The following is a 17,415-nucleotide window of genomic DNA, read 5'->3' on the forward strand; positions in this document are numbered from 1 at the left end:
GGGAAGGCCGCATTACTCTGGAGTTTCAGTATGGACCTTCCTCTTACGCTCAATATCGTGGCCTTTGTGGTGCTGCTGGTATTGCTCTCCCGCTTCAGCCGTCAGAACTGGAGCCTGTCGAAAAAAGTGCTGACCGGTCTGGTGATCGGCGTGCTGTTCGGCCTGGTTTTGCAGTTGATCTACGGCGAAAACAGCGCAGTGGTAAAAGAGTCTATCAGCTGGTTTAACATCGTCGGTAATGGCTATGTCCAGTTGCTGCAGATGGTGGTGATGCCGCTGGTGTTCGTTTCTATTCTGAGTGCGGTGGCCCGTCTGCATAACGCCTCGTCGCTGGGGAAAATCAGCGTACTGACCATTGGCGTACTGCTGTTTACTACCGCGATTTCCGCGCTGGTCGGCGTCTTCGTCACCGGCCTGTTTGGACTGAGCGCGGAAGGTCTGGTACAGGGTGTGCAGGAAACCGCGCGTCTGAGTGCGATCCAGAGCAACTATGTTGGCAAAGTCTCTGACCTGAGCGTGCCACAGCTGGTGCTCTCCTTTATCCCGAAAAACCCGTTTGCCGATCTGACCGGCGCTAATCCAACTTCGATTATCAGCGTCGTCATCTTTGCCGCCTTCCTGGGTGTGGCTGCCCTGCAGTTGCTGAAAGATGATGAAGTGAAAGGTCAGCGCGTGCTGGTCGCCATCGACACGCTGCAGTCGTGGGTTATGAAGCTGGTGCGTTTAGTGATGAAACTGACGCCCTACGGTGTGCTGGCGCTGATGACCAAAGTGGTTGCCGGTTCAAACCTGCAGGACATCATCAAGCTGGGCAGCTTTGTGGTCGCCTCTTACCTCGGTCTGGCCATCATGTTCGGTGTCCATGCCCTGCTGCTGTCGGTGAATGGCATCAACCCGCTGCGCTTCTTCCGTAAAGTGTGGCCGGTGATCACCTTCGCCTTCACCAGCCGCTCCAGCGCAGCGAGCATTCCGCTGAGCGTAGAGACGCAGACCCGTCGTCTTGGCGTGCCGGAGTCGATTGCCAGCTTCGCGGCATCCTTTGGTGCCACCATCGGCCAGAACGGCTGTGCCGGTCTCTATCCGACCATGCTGGCCGTGATGGTTGCGCCAACCGTCGGGATCAACCCGTTTGACCCGTTGTGGATTGCAACCCTGGTCGGGATCGTCACGCTGAGCTCTGCAGGTGTGGCGGGTGTCGGCGGCGGTGCCACCTTTGCCGCCCTGATTGTTCTGCCTGCGATGGGCCTGCCTGTTACCCTGGTGGCGCTGCTGATCTCCATTGAGCCGCTGATTGATATGGGTCGTACGGCACTGAACGTCAATGGTTCGATGACCGCCGGTTCTCTGACCAGCCGCTGGTTAGGTCTGACCGATAAACGCGTACTGGAAAGTGACGACAACGCCGAGCTGGCGCACCGTTAATCTGCTGTAAACCTGGCGCGCCCGCGCCAGGTTATTTCCGCCCTTCCTCTCCATAATCCTCCTCATTGATGGCGACGCCGTTAAGAAAGCGTTAAGCATGGTAAACAGGCGAAAAATCGCCGCTTTAGTGCTTGTCTTTACCCGGTAAAAAGCGAATTCTGCATCCAGTCTTATGAGGAGGACATCCGATGAAAAAAATTATTGCCTCGCTTCTGACGCTGGCGCTGTTGACGCCCACGCTGGCTTTCGCCCACCCTGGCGACTGGGGCCCGGGTGGATGGGGCCGACATGGCGGACCCGGCCCCCACTGGGGCGGTCCTGGGCCAGTGCGTTTTTTACCTGAAGCCGCTACCGCGGTGCTGATTGGCGGACTGACCTACTACCTGCTGAACGGCAGTTATTATCAGCGTCATGGCGAAGAGTATGTGGTGGTTGAGCCGCCAGCAGAGTCGCGGGTCAGCAGTGAAATGCGGGTACTCGACTTTAATGGTAAACGTTTCTATGTGCAGGACGGCCACTACTACCAGCGGCAGATAGACGGCGATTATGTTGAGGTGCCGCGTCCGGCGGGATTGTAGTCCGCGCCACAACGAAAAACGGCCCGTCATGACGACGGGCCGTTTGCTATTCAGGAGTGCTACGTATTACTGCTGAACCTGCGGATCGGTGTCATATTCCGCACAGCTCTGGAAGCCGTAGTTCATCACACGGCCAGTGTCGTTATAGCTCACGAAGTAAGTCTGTGCTTTACCGTCGCGCTGACCCAGTACGTAAGTCTGGCAGGTGCCGCGCGCGTGAACCATGGTGATTTCAGTAGACGGCGTACCGGCGATCTGACGAACCTGATCGCGGGTCATACCTTTTTTAACATCCTTAACGACTGGCTTAGTCACGTAGCTTTCAGCACGATCGTAAGTCGTACAACCAGACAGTGCAGCCAGCGTCAGCGCCGCAGCGATACATCCCATCACTTTATTCATCTTGTTGTTCCTCATTGATTGTCCATGTGGAAACAAGCCTGGAACATAAATGCTGATTTATCAAGTTTATGAGCAACAATTCATGGCATGGCAAATGTCAGGATATCGTAAAGAAGGCTGTTTTGCTGTCAACGCAGACGTATACTTCCCCGCAAAACAGACACCCTGTAACGATTCGTTTTCAGACCCATCGGCCATCATCAGTGAGGGCGTTGATCAGTGTGATAGCGGCGTTACGGGTCTCTGCAATTTACTGCCTTGCCCGCTTTCTGTTCACCCCACCGCTGACGACTCCGAGGATAAATGACCCCTGTACATTCTAACCGCCTGGTTTACGCCATTACGCTCGGCCTGCTGGCCGCACTGGGTCCGCTCTGCATTGACCTCTATCTGCCCGCACTGCCACAAATGGCGCAGGATCTGCACACTGAAACCGCAACCGCGCAGCTGAGTCTGACCGCCGGTCTGCTGGGTCTGGGCGTTGGCCAGCTGCTGTTTGGCCCGATGAGCGATAAGTTTGGTCGCCTGCGCCCGCTGACCCTGTCACTGGTGCTGCTGTTTATCGCCTCAATGGGCTGTGCGCTGGCGCAGGATATTAATCAGCTGCTGCTGGCACGACTGTTCGAGGGACTGGCTGGTGCAGGTGGTGCAGTGCTGTCACGGGCGATTGCGCGTGACATGTATAGCGGTCATGAGCTGACGCGCTTCTTCGCGCTGCTGATGCTGGTCAACGGTCTGGCGCCGATTGGTGCACCGGTACTGGGGGGTGTGCTGATGACGATAGTCAACTGGCGCGGCATCTTTATGGTGCTGGGCGGCATTGCCATTCTGCTGATCCTGCTGGCACGCTGGAAGCTGCATGAAACGCTGCCAGACGAACGGCGCAGTAAAGGATCGATTTTCTCCGCTTACGCCGCGCTGGGTCAGGTGATAACCCATCGCCCCTTTATGGGCTTCTGCCTGACGCAGGGCTTTATGATGTCCGGGATGTTCGCCTATATCGGTGCCTCACCGTTTGTGCTGCAGCAGATTTATGGCCTGTCGCCTCAGGCCTTCAGCTTCTGCTTTGCGGCCAACGGTTTTGGTCTGATCATTGCCTCGCAGACCAGCGCCCGTCTCTGTCCGCTTTGGGGCGAGTATCGGGTGCTGAAAGGCGGGCTGACGCTGGCCTTTGTCGCCTCCAGCCTGCTGCTGCTGACTGCGCTGCTCCATGCACCGCTGGCACTGCTGCTGGTCGCACTGTTCTTTACCATCGCCAGTAATGGCGTGATCGCTACCACCGCCTCATCACTGGCGATGCAGAGTCAGGGCCACCGCGCGGGCAGCGCCTCTGCGGTGATTGGCGTCACCATGTTCACGCTGGGCGCGATTACCGTGCCGATCACCGGCATCGGCGGCACCTCGGTACTGAGCATGTGTGCCACCATTTTCGGCTGCTTTATGATGGCAATTCTGATGTTCAGCGTGCTGGCGAAAAAACCGCTGCCGCAGGTAAAAACTCACTGATTTCGCAACGTTAAGCCGCAATCAGTTGCCGCTTAAGCTTGTTGTTTTGGCGAAGGCACGTTAGCTTTATTAAAACGTTCGCATCGAGCCGACAGGCCACTGACCTGAGGAGAAGTTCATGTCACTGCAGCAGGAAATTATTGAAGCACTGGGTGTGAAACCCGCTATCGACGCCGACCAGGAAGTGCGCGTCAGCGTCGATTTTCTGAAAGCCTACCTGAAACGTCACAGCGGACTGAAAACGCTGGTGCTGGGGATCAGCGGCGGTCAGGATTCAACGCTGGCGGGTAAGCTGGCGCAAACGGCGATCAGCGAGTTGCGTCAGGAGAGCGGTGACAACGACTATACCTTCATTGCCGTGCGTCTGCCCTATGGTGTGCAGGCGGATGAGCAGGATTGTCAGGACGCGCTGGCTTTTATCAAGCCTGACCGTTCGCTGGTGGTCAATATCAAAGAGTCAGTGCTCGCCAGTGAGCGCGCGCTGAAAGACGCAGGTATCACGCTTTCTGACTTCGTGCGCGGCAACGAAAAAGCGCGCGAGCGAATGAAAGCGCAATACAGCATTGCCGGCATGACCAAAGGGGTAGTGGTTGGCACCGATCACGCGGCGGAAGCGGTCACCGGATTCTTCACCAAGTATGGCGATGGCGGCACTGACATCAACCCGCTGTTCCGCCTGAACAAGCGTCAGGGCAAACAGTTGCTGAAGCATCTTGGCTGCCCGGAACATCTCTACCTGAAGAAGCCGACTGCCGATCTGGAAGATGATCGTCCCGGCCTGCAGGATGAAGTGGCGCTGGGTGTTACCTACGAGATGATCGATGATTATCTGGAAGGGAAAACCATCAATCCTGATAACGCCCGCATCATCGAAGGCTGGTATCTGAAAACCGAGCACAAACGTCGCCCGCCGATCACGGTATTCGACGACTTCTGGAAGTAATCCCGCGCCTCCTTTGCCCTGGCAAGGGAGGCTTCTCTCACTCACCTTGTTGATCGCTGTATGCCTGCCACCGTTTCGCGCGCCACCCTTATCGGGCTTATCGCCATTCTGCTCTGGAGCACCACCGTCGGCCTGCTGCGCAGCGTCAGTGAAGCCTTTGGTGCTACCGGCGGCGCGGCGCTGATCTACAGCACCACCGCCATGCTGCTCTGCCTGACGCGCGGCCTGCCAAAGCCCGGCGCAATGCCTGCAATCTATTTATGGCTGGGCGGCATCCTCTTCGTGGGCTATGAAATCTCTCTGGCGCTGGCTATCGGGCTGGCCAGCGATCGCAGTCAGTCGCTGGAGCTGGGGATGATTAACTATCTCTGGCCCTGCCTCACCATCGTGCTGGCTATTCCATTTAATCAGCAACGTTTCCGCGTCTGGCTCTGGCCCGGACTGCTGCTGTCGCTGCTGGGGATCGTCTGGGTGATGAAAGGCAGCGGCAGCGGCTCGCCTGCGCTGCTATGGCAGAACATGCTGCGCAATCCTGTCGCCTATGCACTCGCCTTTATCGCCGCCCTGACCTGGGCGCTCTACAACAACGTTACCCGCCGCTTTGCCCGGGGTTCGAACGGCGTTACGCTGTTTTTTATCCTGACCGCGCTGGCGCTGTGGATCAAATATGCCATCAGCGATCGTTCTGCGCCGATGACCTTTGCGTTGGTCCCGCTGCTGGAGGTGCTGTTTGTCGGCCTCTCTACCGCCATCGCCTACTCCGCCTGGAACCACGGGATTCAGCAGGGCAATCTGACGCTGCTGGCCACTGCCTCCTACTTTACGCCGGTGCTGTCGGCCCTGCTGGGGTCGCTATGGCTTGGCCTGACGCCGCCGCTGGCCTTCTGGCAGGGGGTCGCGATGATTACGCTGGGTTCGCTGATCTGCTGGCTGGCAACACGGCGTCTTTAACCAGACGGCTGGCGATCATTTCGCCTGCCTGTTATGCTGTATGGACAACCAGTAAGTGGAGTCCATTTTGGCCAGACGTGCTGCCATTCTTCGCCCCGAACCTGACGCGAATACAATTTATCAATATCCTGAACACCTGCGTGAATGGCTGGAAGGTCTGCCGAATCACCCTGGCGTTTATACCTTTCACGGCGAAAGTGAGTCGCTACCGCTCTATATCGGTAAAAGCGTCAATCTGCGTTCGCGGGTGATGTCCCATTTTCGCACCCCTGATGAGGCGAAAATGCTGCGTCAGTCGCGGCGAGTCAGCTGGATCCCTACCGCAGGCGATCTTGGCGCCTTGCTGCTGGAAGCGCAGATGATCAAAACCCAGCAGCCACTGTTTAATAAGCGACTGCGCAAAAACCGGCAGCTCTGTTCGCTGCAGATTACCGATGGCAAACCCAATGTGGTTTACGCAAAAGATCTCGATTTCAGCCAGTCTCCCAACCTGTTTGGTCTCTATCGCAGTCGCTTTGCCGCCCTTGAACGACTGAAGCAGCTTGCGGATGAGTATCAGCTCTGTCATGGCCTGCTGGGTCTGGAGGCGCTGAGTGCGGGACGAGGCTGCTTCCGTTCAGCACTGCGCCGCTGCGCCGGTGCCTGCTGCGGTAAAGAGCCGGTCAGCGATCATCAGGATCGTCTGCTGGAAGCGCTGGAAAATGTCCGGGTCTTTTGCTGGCCGTGGCAGGGTGCCGTAGGTCTGGTGGAGGAAGGCAAAGAGATGACGCAGATCCACGTCATCGACCACTGGTTCTATCTCGGTTCGGTCAGCAGCATGGATGAAGCCAGAAAACTGCAGCGACCCAAAGGCGGTTTTGACCACGACGGCTACAAAATTCTCTGCCGCCCGATTCTGTCGGGTGCCTACCCTATTCTTCCGCTATAAAAAAAACCGCCGATGCTGTCCACTATTTTCAGTGGACAGCGTCGGCGGTCTCAGGCCATTGGCTTAATTAAGGTTATTCAGCCGGTTCTGCTGGCGGTGCCATTTTTCCTTCATGCGGGCCTTTCTCAGTCAGACGCTTTTCAAAGTTCGCGTTGTACTGTTTTTTCTGCTCCGGCGTCAGCACGTTATAGAGCTTGTTCTGCGTTTCCAGCATCTTCAGCGCATGCTCTTTCGCATTGGCGGACATTTTTTCTGCCTGCGCTTCTGCTTTGCTCTGATCAAAGCTGTCAGAGGCAATGATGCTGTGGGCTGCGCGACGCTCATCCAGCGACGGACGCTGCATATCTTTGTGGCTCTCTTTCATGATGTCGCGCATCTGCGTTTTCTGCGCGTCGGTCAGGTTCAGACCTTTAAACATCATCTCCGGGCCGTGACGCATTGGCGGTTTGTGCATCGCTTTTTCGCTGCCTGCTGGCGGTGGAGTCAGGTTATCTGCTGCTGCATGGACGGCGGTGGCTGCACCAAACGCCAGCGAAGAAGCCAGTAAAAGGGAAGTCAGTTTGCGCATAATCGTGTCCTTATAATTCATGATAATGACGACAGCACTCTGTCGCGTCTTCGGAAACAAGCATACGACGCTGAACGTCAACTACTCAGAGCCTGAGTAAAGCCGTGAAAGCATAAAAGATAAAAATCGGGCAATCATGAAGAGAATAAGAAGAAAGGCGTGAGGAATTGAAAACGTTTATGAATTTACAGCGAATTTCGCAGAAATCATGGAGGAGTGTAATGGTTACGACAGGAAAGCGGAAGGCTCTCACCCGCTTTTCCTGCCGATTTTTTAGCACCGATGAGCGGCGCCGGTAACTTCAGGCCTCAGACCGGCAATGCCTGGGTCTGTTCGCCCTCTTCTATCAGCATCAGCCCGGCACGCAACCCGGCTGCTACGTTGGGGTTCGGGAACAGCACATATTCCCGTGCCTGCTGCACGTAATAGCGGGTGTTGCCATCTTCCGCCAGCAACGTCCCCTGTGGAAAGGCGGTAAAGTTCAGCGTTTCCGGTGACATATGCAGCGTAAAGTGCTCACTCAGCCGGGTGATCTGCTGCGCGACCCGATAATGGCGCGGCTTAACCGTAGTGACGGGCATGGCTTCACCATAGAGTAATGATGCCAGCGCCTGCTGTGCCGCACTGAACTGACTGAGATCGTTCTCGCCAAACGGCAACGCTTTGCCCAGCTCCAGGGTGCAGCTGGCCGCACCGAAGTGCTCGCAGCTGAAATGAGTAAAGGTGCCGCCCGGCGCACGATGAAATACCAGCGCTTCCAGACCGGCTGCGGCCAGCCAGTCGAGAAATCCGGGCGGCCAGGGGCGCTCGTTATGCGGCATCACGCCGAACTGAGGATGGTAAGAGCCGCGAATCGCCGTGTGCATGTCGAGATGCCAGCGCGTCTCATCGCACTCGCCCAGCTGCCAGAACGTTTCCAGCGTCTGCTCCAGCCGCAGCACGCGGCGGGCCTCATCGCCATCGTCAATCTGCTGCCAGCGTCCGCCAAACAGCCGGTTGATGTCATAGCGCACATAGCGCTTGCCGGCCCGCAACGCTGATGGGTTACCCAGAATCACCAGCATGCGCTGCTGCAGCGGTTTTTCGCCGCGCAGCAGGGGATTAATCAGCTGGTTCACGATTTCAACCGGGGCGGTTTCATTACCGTGGATCCCGGCGGAAAGCACCAGCGCCTGTTTAACCGGCACCGTTGGCTCCATTAACAGTATGCCGTGATACAACCACTGCCAGCGAAGATGCGCCGTTTCACCACTACGCTTACGCGGTACTTCGCCGGAGAGCGTTTGCTGTAAAAAGTCCTGCATCGTTCCTCCTTTTCGCCCTGAGCAGGCGGCAGCCTGAGCTGCCCCCTCCTTCACTGCTGAAATGCATATACATTTCCTAAGTCTAGCAGCTTCGTCAGTTCATCCAGCGCGTCACGTCCCTCACGCAGCAACTGCGGGTCGACCAGGTCGGCCTGGGTCAGGCGATCGCGGTAGTGACGGTCAACCCAGTGATTCAGCGTATTGAAGAGCCTGTCGTTCATCAGCACCGCCGGATTGACTGCCTGCTGCTCCTGAGGCGTCAGCACCACCCGCAAACGCAGGCAGGCCGGGCCTCCCCCGTTATACATGCTTTCGCGCAGATCAAACACCTTCAGGGCTTTCAGTGGCGTGTCACCTTCGACCTGTTCGCACAGATAGCGCCAGACACCCGGATGCTGACGTGACTCTTCCGGCAGCACCAGCATCATGCTGCCGTCAGGACGGCTAAGCAGCTGGCTGTTAAACAGATAGGTCTCTACCGCCTCTTTTACCGAGACCCGATCTGCTGGTACTTCCAGTGCCACAAAGCCGGGCACGCGCGCCCGAAGCTGCGCCAGCAGCTCAGGCTGATTAACAAAGGCGTGCTGATGACAGAACAGCATCTGCTGGTTGCTGACCGCAATCACATCGTTATGAAACACGCCCTGATCGATCACCGCAGGATTCTGCTGTGCGAACAGCACGCTTTCGGGCGAAAGCTGATGCAGACGGGCCACCGCCTCGCTGGCCTCACGGGTCTGTCGCGCCGGATAACGCTGCGGAGCGTTGCCCTCATGGCTGCTGTCGCGGCCATAGACAAACAGCTGCACGCCGCGCTCGCCATAGGCGCCGCCGAGCCGGTTGTGGTTAGCCGCCCCTTCGTCACCAAACATCGCCACTTGCGGTAGCGCATCGTGCACCGCAAAATGGCGATCGTCGCGGAAGATGGAACGCAGCAGCCAGGCGGTTTCCGGCGCTTCCATCGCCCGGTGGAATTTGTTGTTAAGGTTTGCCACCGTCAGGTGAACCCGGCCATCCAGGCTGTCCGCGGACGGCGAAACCGTAGCGGCATTGGCGACCCACATCGCCGACGCTGAGCTGCAGGCGGAGAGTAATCCCGGCGCAGTTTTCCCGGCTGCCGCCAGCACCTGCTCATCGCTGCCGCTGAATCCGAGCTGACGCAGCGCCGCAATATTGGGCCGCTCATGTGGCGGGATCACGCCCTGCACGTAGCCCATATCGGCCAGCGCTTTCATCTTCAGCAGCCCCTGCTTTGCCGCCAGACGGGGATTCGAGGGCTGCAGCTGGTTGCGGGTTGAGGCTTCATTACCAAACGACAGCCCGGCATAGTGGTGCGTTAATCCCACCAGTCCATCAAAGTTGGCTTCAGTTGCCTTCATGATGTTTTCTCCGGCGCGGAGAAATCCAGGCCCGGCGACAGCGTAGCGGGCAGCGTCAGGTCCGGCGTCTCCAGTGAGGCCATCGGCCAGGCGCAGTAATCCGCCGCATACCAGGCGCTGGCACGATGGTTGCCCGACGCCCCAATGCCGCCAAACGGTGCCGTACTGGCTGCGCCCGTCAGCGGTTTGTTCCAGTTGACGATACCGGCACGCGCTTCCAGCAGCAGCTGATCGAACTGCTGGCGCGAAGGCGAGATTAATCCGCACGACAGGCCGTAACGGGTCTGGTTCGCCAGCGTAATCGCCTCATCAAAGGTGTCATAGCGGACGACGCCCAGCAGCGGGCCAAAGACCTCTTCATCCGGGATGCCCTGCACACCAGTTAAATCGATAATGCCTGGCGTCAGTATGGCGCTGTGGCGATCCGGCCAGCGCATCACCAGCAGCACTTCGCCACCCGCCTCCACCCGACGTTGCCACTCACCCATAATCTTCTCTGCCGCGCCGGTAGAGATCACACTGCCCATAAAGGGTTGCGGCTCAGCATTCCAGGCGGCCGGTTGCAGTCGCCCCGCCACCTCAGCCAGCCGCTGCAGGAACGCATCACCCGCCTCGCCACGTTTAACCAGCAGACGCCGGGCGCAGGTGCAGCGCTGACCGGCAGTAATAAAGGCGGACTGCAACGTGATGTTGACGGCCGCATCCAGGTCAGCAGGGTCTTCTACAATCAGAGCGTTATTGCCGCCCATCTCCAGCGCCAGCATCTTCTCAGGCTGACCGGCAAACTGGCGATGCAGCTGATAGCCGGTATGGGCGCTGCCGGTAAATAGCAGGCCATCAATCTGACTACAGGTGGCCAGCGCCTGACCGGTTTCACGTCCGCCCTGTAACAGCGCCAGCACGCCAGCTGGCAGGCCCGCGGCCAGCCAGATCTCAACCGTTTTCTCGGCGGTCAGCGGCGTCAGTTCACTGGGTTTAAAGACCACGCAGTTGCCCGCCAGCAGCGCCGGAACGATATGCCCGTTTGGCAGATGACCGGGGAAGTTATAGGGACCAAATACCGCCAGCACCCCGTGCGGACGATGGCGCAGCGAGCTTTCGCCTTCATGCTGCTCACCGGTGCGGCTATGGTACGCCTTCACCGAAAAGCCGATTTTATTGATCATCGCGCCGACTTCAGTCAGCGCTTCCCAGCGCGGCTTGCCGGTTTCGCGGGCGATGGTTTCTGCCATGTCTGTTTTGTGCGCTTCAAGCCCGGCGGCAAATTTCTCAATGATCGCCTGCCGTTCCGCCAGCGGGCGTCTGGCCCAGGCCGGAAAGGCGGCGCGCGCCGCGTCACAGGCCGCCGTGACCTGTGCGGCCGATGCCGCCTGGCCCTGCCATAGCGTCTCGCCGCTGACCGGATCCGCTTTGGTCAGGATCTCCGCGTCGCCGCTCAGCCATTCTCCCTTTATCAGGTGCGTCATGCTGTTTTCTCCTCTTTGCAGAGCGTCACCACGCGCAGGCTGTCGCCCGGCTGGCAGTGAAGCGCCCGCATCTGTTCATCCGTGAGTTGCACGCTGTCGCTGTCGGCATGGGCCGGGATCAGCGCCACACGGAACTGGCAGTAATGGTTATTGGCAACCAGGCAGAGCGGCGCATCAGCCGGATTTTCGCCTGGCTCTGCGCTGCGCAGACGGCTTTTGCGTACGGCGCGAATGTGGTCGATATCGCACTCCAGCGTCGGGCCGCCATCAAAAATGTCGACATAGTTAAGGTAGCGGAAGCCCTCTGCCTCCAGCACGGCACGGGCCGGTGCGGTGTGTGGATGCACCTGTCCGATGACGGCCTGCGCCTCTGGCGTCAGGTAGTCGATATAGAGTGGATGCTTCGGCATCAGCTCCGCGATAAAGGACTTCTGGCCGGTGCCGCTGAGGAAATCGGCCTTACTGAACTCCATTGAGAAGAAACGGCTGCCGACGCTCTCCCAGAACGGCGAATGGCCCTGCTCATCGCTGACGCCACGCATCTCAGCCACCACCCGGTTGGTGAAGCGTTCACGGAAACTGGCCATAAACAGGAAGCGGGACTTCGACAGCAGATAGCCGTTTTTGCCGTCACGGTAATCGGGATCGAGAAACAGCGTGCAGAGCTCACTGCTGCCGGTGTGATCGTTACTCAGCGACAGGGTGGGCAGCGCGGCATAAACATTCAGCTCTTTCGAAGCGTGCACCTGGGTGCCGACGCGAAAGTTGTACCAGGGATCCTGCAGGCCGACCGCCACCTCAATGGCACAGATGCCCACGGCGCGGTTATCTTCACTGTCCGCCAGCACGAAGACATAGCCCTGCTCTGCGCGCGGCAGCGTATCCTCCCAGGTCTGCAGCGATCGATCGATACGCGCCTGTAACGTGGCGCTATCAACGGGCAGCGAGGTCAGCCCGCCGCCGGTTTTACCGGCCAGCGCCATCAGCTGGCTTAAATCATCGCGTTCAACCGGACGGATTACCATCATGATGCGGACCCTCGAACCAGGCGTTCACATACCTCAGCAAAGCGTGCCATGCCGAGCTTCACTTCCTGCTCACTGATATTCAGCGCGGGGGCAAAACGGACCACGTTAGCCCCGGCAATCAGCACCATCACGCCCATCTCAGCGGCGGCCAGATTGATCTCTTTGGCTTTACCGGCAAAGTCATCGCTGAGCACCGCGCCAATCAGCAGACCCAGACCGCGCACCTCTTTAAACAGATGCAGGCGCTGATTGATCTCATCCAGGGCCGCGACAATCCACTCGTGACGCTGCGTGACACCCGCCATCATGTCAGGCTGGTTGATCAGCTCCATCACTTTACCGGCGACCGCGCCCGCCAGCGGATTGCCGCCATAGGTGGTGCCATGGGTACCGACGCCCATCACCCGCGCCAAATCGTCGCGGGTCAGCATCGCCCCTATCGGGAAGCCGCCGCCCAACGCTTTGGCGCTGGTGAGGACATCCGGCGTGACGCCATAATGCATATAGGCGTAGAGCGAACCGGTACGACCCACGCCGCTCTGCACCTCATCAAAAATCAGCACGGCCTGATGCTTATCACAGAGTTCACGCAGTCCACGCAGGAACGCCGGATCGGCAGGCAGCACGCCGCCCTCACCCTGGATCGGTTCAACAATGACGGCGCAGGTATGGTCATTAATCAGTTCAGCGGCTGCAGCCAGATCGTTAAACGGCGCATGCTGGATCTCAGGCGGCAACGGCGCAAAATCTTTTGAATAGGCGGGCTGACCACCGGCTGACACGGTAAACAGGGTGCGCCCGTGAAACGCATTCTTAAACGCCACGATACCACTTTTATGCGGGCCGACACGGTCATGTGCCACTTTACGGGCCAGCTTCAGCGCCGCTTCGTTCGCTTCCGCCCCGGAGTTACAGAAGAACACCCGGTCAGCGAAGGTGGCGTCGATCAACTGCTTCGCCAGACGCAGGATCGGTTCGTTAGTGTAGCCATTACCGGTGTGCCATAACCGTGCGGCCTGTTCCTGCAACGCCTGCTGCAATGCCGGATGCGCATGCCCTAACGCATTAACAGCGATGCCACCGGCAAAATCGATGTAATCTTTACCGTTTTGATCCCAGACGGTGGAGCCTTCTGCGCGAACCGGTATAAAGGTCGCAGGTGCATAAACCGGCATCATCCATTGATCGAAATCGTGACGTGAAACGTGCAGTGCCATAACCCACTCTCCTGCTTTACTTTACCGGCCAGGTAAAGCTTATGTTTTAAAATTGTTAAAGGATGTTGTAGTGCAGCCCTACTGTAGAGTGCAGTTAACGTGCCAGCCAGAGAATAAATGCATAAAATGGTCTTCACAACGGAATATCAATGGGTTACACACTGACAATATTCACTTAATTTGCATATATAGTGAATAATTGTCTGATTGCAGCGGCAAAGCCGGGTTTTAAACAGCAGAATTATGCATTCGCGGGATGAAATATCGCTTTTGTGATCGCTGATAAATTATCTCTCCATAAAAACCCATTTCCTGCCCTGTTTTAGCGCAGTTTGCCTCTCACTGGTGCAGCGGTGGTCGCCGGATTTTGCCTGAACTAAGAGCGCTAAAAAGCAAAACTTAACAAACTATTTTCATTTATCACGTCGGGCGGATTAATTTTCCCATCTTTTATCGATTAATTAATGAGCAATGTGATGGCACTTTAATCAGTGTCGTGCAGATTATTTCTGTCGTGATTATCGGGCGGGAAATAATATTTCTGACAAGATGAACAGATATTAATATGCAGACTAATGATTAGAAGGTAATCCTTGTGGAATTATCACTTTCATAAAACTCACTATAATGAATACAGAGAGTGACGTGATTCAATTATATACAGTTAACTTATGGATTATAGTGTGTTTTTTTAACTAATTTATTGATTATAATGTAATTTCACACCATGCCCCTTAAGGTTTTATTAGAAGAAAATCTTATTACCTTGTCATTTAATCTTCTGTCCCCCGCTGTTATTCATTAGCTGAATATAGACATCACATTTTGTTACTTTTATTACGCTTTGTAATTTTAACTTTTTGTGTCATTTTCATTTCACCCCGAAACAGGGGAATAATAATTAATGAATACAGGGTAATAATTAAATGATGAAGCGCACTTTACTGACGGCTATTATGCCGTTACTGATCGGTCTTTCTTCCGCACAGGCCGCAGAAATTTATAACAAGGATGGCAATAAGCTGGACCTGGTCGGCAAGATTAACGTGTCACACCTTTTTTCCGACGACGATAACAACAACGGTGATACCTCTTCTTATGCCCGTTTTGGTTTCAAGGGCGAGACGAAGATTACCGATCAGCTCACCGGTTATGGCTTCTGGCAGTATCAGTACAGCCTTCACAACTCTGAAGGCAGTGACGCACAGGCCACCAACCGTACCCGTCTGGGCTATGCTGGCCTGAAATTTGGTAAGGCCGGTGCGCTGGATTACGGACGTAACTATGGCCTGGTCTATGACGCGCTGAGTTACACCGATATGCTGCCGTTCTTCGGCGGCGATTCCGGTTATACCGACGCCTTCCTCTCTGGCCGCTCAACCGGCGTGCTGACCTGGCGTAACAGTGATTTCTTTGGTCTGGTAGACGGGTTAAACCTTGCTGCACAGTATCAGGGTAAAAACGACCGCAGCAGTAACATCGACGGCGTGCGTCGTTCGAATGGCGATGGTTTTGCCCTCTCCGCGTCTTATGACTTCGATTTCGGCCTGAGCTTCGCTGGCGCGTTTGCCAGCCTGGATCGCACCACGGCGCAGAACGCAGCCGCACGCGGTGAAGGCGAAAAAGCCCAGCACTGGGCAACCTCAGTTAAATATGATGCGAACCAGGTTTATCTGGCCGCAATGTACGGCGAAACGCTGAACGCCACGCCGATCAGCGGCGGCTTCGCCAACAAAGCGCAAAACTTTGAAGCCGTGGCGCAGTATCAGTTCCTGAACGGCTTCCGTCCATCCGTGGGTTACGTCTCATCGAAGGGCAAAGAAATTGAAAATATCGGCGATGCCGACATTATTAAGTACACCGCCGTGGGTGCCACCTACTACTTCAACAAGAACATGTCGGTCTATGGTGAATACCGCATCAACCTGTTGAAAGATAACAACCCGCTCGGTCTGGCGACCGACGACATCACCGCGCTGGGTCTGATTTACCAGTTCTGATGAGACAGCAGGCCCGGTGCTTCCTGCCGGGCCTGTTTACTGACTCACCAGACATAATCCGTTCTCACGCCGGTTTAGCCCAGCGCCCTGACTAAGTTAACCGCCACAGCCTCTTCCTGCATCAGCTCTTCCACGTTGGCCGATGCCAGCAGCGTGGTTGCCTGCCCGGCAGGCACCGGACGGCTGAAAAGATACCCCTGACCATAATCACAGCCGCGTTTTCTCAGCCACCGCAGCGTGGCGACATCCTCGATGCCCTCTGCCGTAATCACCACATTCAGCCCCTGACAGAGCGCCAGCAGCGTTTCCACGACTTTACGCTGCTCCGACCCGGTCACAATTCCGGCAATAAACGTCTGATCAATTTTGATTTTGGTAATGCCCAGACCCAGCAATACGGAAAGGTTGGAATAGCCAGTGCCGAAATCGTCCAGTACCACGCCGATACCGGCCTCTTTCAGCAGGCGGATCGCCTCGCGGGCATCATCAGAGATAGCCATGACGTTCTGTTCCGTGATCTCCAGTTCCAGCATGACCGGTCCGGCATGCTGCATGATGCGGGACAGACAGGTGGTCAGCGACGGTCTCAGCAGCTGCTCCGGGGTAATGTTCAGCGACAGGCAGAGCCCGGCAGGCCATGCCCGTGTTGCACTGACCGCATCCTGCAGCAGCGCCACGGTCATGCTGTCCATCAGCCCCAGCCGTTCCACCACCGGCAGAAACTCAGCGGGTGAAACCGTCTGCCCCGACGCGGTGATCCAGCGTGCCAGTATTTCAAAGCCGGTAATGTTTCCGCTTCGCAGCGACACCAGCGGCTGCAGAAAGGGAACGATGGCGTGGCCGCTGACGGCAGCAACGACCTCCTGCTCCAGCCTTTCCCGCTGGCGAAAGCGCAGCTCCATGTCTGGTGTGAATCGCGCCAGATGAGAACGCGTGTTCTGTTTAGCTTCGTACAGCGCCAGATCCGCCGCCCGCACCACATCGGCCTGCCCGGTGCAGGCTGAACTGGCAATGCCTGCAGAGAGACTGAGGAAGGTATGCGGACCGGTCCGGATGGATGCCGCATGCTGACAAAGACTTTCCGCGGCGGTCAGCGCCTGCTCAGCCTGCGACGCCGCGGTTACGATAGCAAACTCATCCCCACCAATGCGAAACACCTGGCTCTGCGTGCCCGCCGAGGTGGTCAGCAGCCCGGCCAGCGCAACCAGCGTGGCATCGCCCTGACGATGACCGTTCAGGTCATTAATACTTTTGAAATCGTTGATGTCGAGCAGCGTCAGGGTATAAGGCACCTCGCCGGTATTCAGCGCAGCAAGGTGTGCGGTGAATGATCGGCGATTCATTACGCCGGTCAGCGCATCCGTGCCGGCCAGCCTGAGTGCGTTTTTTTCTGCACTCAGTGATTTGCGGATCAGATTCACGATAAACAGCGCCGGAATAATCATTGCCAGCCCGGCAAATGCCGTCGCAGTCAGGATAAACCGCACCCGCTCACTGGTTTCGAAATCGGGATCGTAGCCCAGGCCCAGCAGGCTGGAAATCCGCGCCTCAAGCCCGAATTCCCACAGTATGGAGAGTAAAATGATGGTCGCAATATTCAGCACTGCGAGCCAGAAAAGTTTCAGGCGCATGCGTTCATTCCCGGTGATGGAGAGTGTCAGAGTGTTGTTTTAATTATCAGTAAAAACCCGGGGTGTATTTCTCATAGCCTGTCAGCTTAACT

General features: G+C 56.8%; 16 protein-coding genes. 8 read left to right on the forward strand and 8 right to left on the reverse strand.

The features are described 5' to 3' along the window. Positions 1–30 precede the first annotated feature (30 nt). Positions 31–1,422 carry an L-cystine transporter gene (locus tag EGO56_RS10785; RefSeq protein ID WP_033732462.1) on the forward strand — a complete coding sequence of 464 codons (1,392 nt, stop codon included), beginning with the start codon at positions 31–33 and terminating at the stop codon, positions 1,420–1,422. Between the two features lie 188 nt (positions 1,423–1,610). Next, entirely contained in the window at positions 1,611–2,000 is a 390-nt protein-coding gene (locus EGO56_RS10790) for a DUF6515 family protein (protein WP_135909031.1), read from the forward strand. Between the two features lie 66 nt (positions 2,001–2,066). Here EGO56_RS10790 and osmE read toward each other — a convergent pair whose 3' ends face one another. Further along, on the reverse strand, positions 2,067–2,402 hold the full coding sequence (gene osmE / locus EGO56_RS10795) for an osmotically-inducible lipoprotein OsmE (protein ID WP_010245718.1): 336 nt from the start codon (positions 2,400–2,402) through the stop codon (positions 2,067–2,069). Positions 2,403–2,451: 49 nt separating this feature from the next. Between osmE and EGO56_RS10800 the strand changes: the two genes are divergently transcribed. The 5 genes from EGO56_RS10800 (at position 2,452) to cho (ending at position 6,730) form a co-directional block, all read left to right on the forward strand. Next, on the forward strand, positions 2,452–2,709 hold the full coding sequence (locus EGO56_RS10800; RefSeq protein ID WP_135909033.1) for a hypothetical protein: 258 nt from the start codon (positions 2,452–2,454) through the stop codon (positions 2,707–2,709). Then, positions 2,706–3,908, forward strand: a complete 1,203-nt coding sequence (locus tag EGO56_RS10805; protein WP_135909035.1) for a multidrug effflux MFS transporter — start codon at positions 2,706–2,708, stop codon at positions 3,906–3,908. Before EGO56_RS10800 ends, EGO56_RS10805 begins: the two co-directional genes overlap by 4 nt. Before the next feature lie 118 nt (positions 3,909–4,026). Then, on the forward strand, positions 4,027–4,851 hold the full coding sequence (gene nadE / locus EGO56_RS10810) for an ammonia-dependent NAD(+) synthetase (protein WP_013357668.1): 825 nt from the start codon (positions 4,027–4,029) through the stop codon (positions 4,849–4,851). A 60-nt stretch (positions 4,852–4,911) separates the two neighbouring features. Next, on the forward strand, positions 4,912–5,802 hold the full coding sequence (gene yddG, locus EGO56_RS10815) for an aromatic amino acid DMT transporter YddG (RefSeq protein WP_135909037.1): 891 nt from the start codon (positions 4,912–4,914) through the stop codon (positions 5,800–5,802). Between the two features lie 67 nt (positions 5,803–5,869). Next, positions 5,870–6,730, forward strand: a complete 861-nt coding sequence (gene cho / locus EGO56_RS10820; RefSeq protein ID WP_033782915.1) for an excinuclease Cho — start codon at positions 5,870–5,872, stop codon at positions 6,728–6,730. A gap of 73 nt (positions 6,731–6,803) precedes the next feature. Here cho and spy read toward each other — a convergent pair whose 3' ends face one another. From spy to EGO56_RS10850, 6 genes are all read right to left on the reverse strand, one after another. Beyond that, positions 6,804–7,298, reverse strand: coding sequence for an ATP-independent periplasmic protein-refolding chaperone Spy (gene spy, locus EGO56_RS10825; RefSeq protein WP_033732453.1), 495 nt, complete (start codon positions 7,296–7,298; stop codon positions 6,804–6,806). Positions 7,299–7,606: 308 nt separating this feature from the next. Next, positions 7,607–8,602 carry a succinylglutamate desuccinylase gene (gene astE, locus EGO56_RS10830; protein WP_033732451.1) on the reverse strand — a complete coding sequence of 332 codons (996 nt, stop codon included), beginning with the start codon at positions 8,600–8,602 and terminating at the stop codon, positions 7,607–7,609. A gap of 50 nt (positions 8,603–8,652) precedes the next feature. Then, entirely contained in the window at positions 8,653–9,981 is a 1,329-nt protein-coding gene (gene astB / locus EGO56_RS10835) for an N-succinylarginine dihydrolase (RefSeq protein WP_135909039.1), read from the reverse strand. Beyond that, positions 9,978–11,447 carry a succinylglutamate-semialdehyde dehydrogenase gene (gene astD, locus EGO56_RS10840; protein WP_135909041.1) on the reverse strand — a complete coding sequence of 490 codons (1,470 nt, stop codon included), beginning with the start codon at positions 11,445–11,447 and terminating at the stop codon, positions 9,978–9,980. The genes astB and astD overlap by 4 nt, the downstream gene beginning before the upstream one ends. Then, positions 11,444–12,475: an arginine N-succinyltransferase gene (gene astA / locus EGO56_RS10845; protein WP_135909043.1), complete on the reverse strand. Its 1,032-nt coding sequence runs from the start codon at positions 12,473–12,475 to the stop codon at positions 11,444–11,446. The genes astD and astA overlap by 4 nt, the downstream gene beginning before the upstream one ends. Further along, complete coding sequence (locus tag EGO56_RS10850; protein ID WP_135909045.1) at positions 12,472–13,692, reverse strand: aspartate aminotransferase family protein; 1,221 nt, start codon at positions 13,690–13,692, stop codon at positions 12,472–12,474. Before EGO56_RS10850 ends, astA begins: the two co-directional genes overlap by 4 nt. A 926-nt stretch (positions 13,693–14,618) precedes the next feature. Here EGO56_RS10850 and EGO56_RS10855 point away from each other — a divergent pair. Then, positions 14,619–15,692: a porin gene (locus EGO56_RS10855; RefSeq protein WP_033782909.1), complete on the forward strand. Its 1,074-nt coding sequence runs from the start codon at positions 14,619–14,621 to the stop codon at positions 15,690–15,692. Between the two features lie 74 nt (positions 15,693–15,766). Here the strand turns inward: EGO56_RS10855 and EGO56_RS10860 are convergent, their stop codons facing one another. Continuing rightward, a complete protein-coding gene (locus EGO56_RS10860) occupies positions 15,767–17,323 on the reverse strand; it encodes a putative bifunctional diguanylate cyclase/phosphodiesterase (RefSeq protein ID WP_135909047.1) in 1,557 nt (518 codons plus the stop codon). Positions 17,324–17,415 lie beyond the last annotated feature (92 nt).

Origin of the sequence: Pantoea vagans, assembly GCF_004792415.1 — a bacterium.
Taxonomy (GTDB): domain Bacteria; phylum Pseudomonadota; class Gammaproteobacteria; order Enterobacterales; family Enterobacteriaceae; genus Pantoea; species Pantoea vagans.

What these genes read in the sequence shown, in the direction of transcription:
- astE (WP_033732451.1), bottom strand. Translation starts at nt 8,602, where the DNA reads ATGCAGGACTTTTTACAGCAAACGCTCTCCGGCGAAGTACCGCGTAAG.
- EGO56_RS10860 (WP_135909047.1), bottom strand. Translation starts at nt 17,323, where the DNA reads ATGCGCCTGAAACTTTTCTGGCTCGCAGTGCTGAATATTGCGACCATC.
- EGO56_RS10785 (WP_033732462.1), top strand. Translation starts at nt 31, where the DNA reads ATGGACCTTCCTCTTACGCTCAATATCGTGGCCTTTGTGGTGCTGCTG.
- EGO56_RS10850 (WP_135909045.1), bottom strand. Translation starts at nt 13,692, where the DNA reads ATGGCACTGCACGTTTCACGTCACGATTTCGATCAATGGATGATGCCG.
- spy (WP_033732453.1), bottom strand. Translation starts at nt 7,298, where the DNA reads ATGCGCAAACTGACTTCCCTTTTACTGGCTTCTTCGCTGGCGTTTGGT.
- nadE (WP_013357668.1), top strand. Translation starts at nt 4,027, where the DNA reads ATGTCACTGCAGCAGGAAATTATTGAAGCACTGGGTGTGAAACCCGCT.
- astA (WP_135909043.1), bottom strand. Translation starts at nt 12,475, where the DNA reads ATGATGGTAATCCGTCCGGTTGAACGCGATGATTTAAGCCAGCTGATG.
- EGO56_RS10800 (WP_135909033.1), top strand. Translation starts at nt 2,452, where the DNA reads ATGCTGATTTATCAAGTTTATGAGCAACAATTCATGGCATGGCAAATG.
- osmE (WP_010245718.1), bottom strand. Translation starts at nt 2,402, where the DNA reads ATGAATAAAGTGATGGGATGTATCGCTGCGGCGCTGACGCTGGCTGCA.
- EGO56_RS10805 (WP_135909035.1), top strand. Translation starts at nt 2,706, where the DNA reads ATGACCCCTGTACATTCTAACCGCCTGGTTTACGCCATTACGCTCGGC.
- astB (WP_135909039.1), bottom strand. Translation starts at nt 9,981, where the DNA reads ATGAAGGCAACTGAAGCCAACTTTGATGGACTGGTGGGATTAACGCAC.
- yddG (WP_135909037.1), top strand. Translation starts at nt 4,912, where the DNA reads ATGCCTGCCACCGTTTCGCGCGCCACCCTTATCGGGCTTATCGCCATT.
- EGO56_RS10855 (WP_033782909.1), top strand. Translation starts at nt 14,619, where the DNA reads ATGATGAAGCGCACTTTACTGACGGCTATTATGCCGTTACTGATCGGT.
- EGO56_RS10790 (WP_135909031.1), top strand. Translation starts at nt 1,611, where the DNA reads ATGAAAAAAATTATTGCCTCGCTTCTGACGCTGGCGCTGTTGACGCCC.
- astD (WP_135909041.1), bottom strand. Translation starts at nt 11,447, where the DNA reads ATGACGCACCTGATAAAGGGAGAATGGCTGAGCGGCGACGCGGAGATC.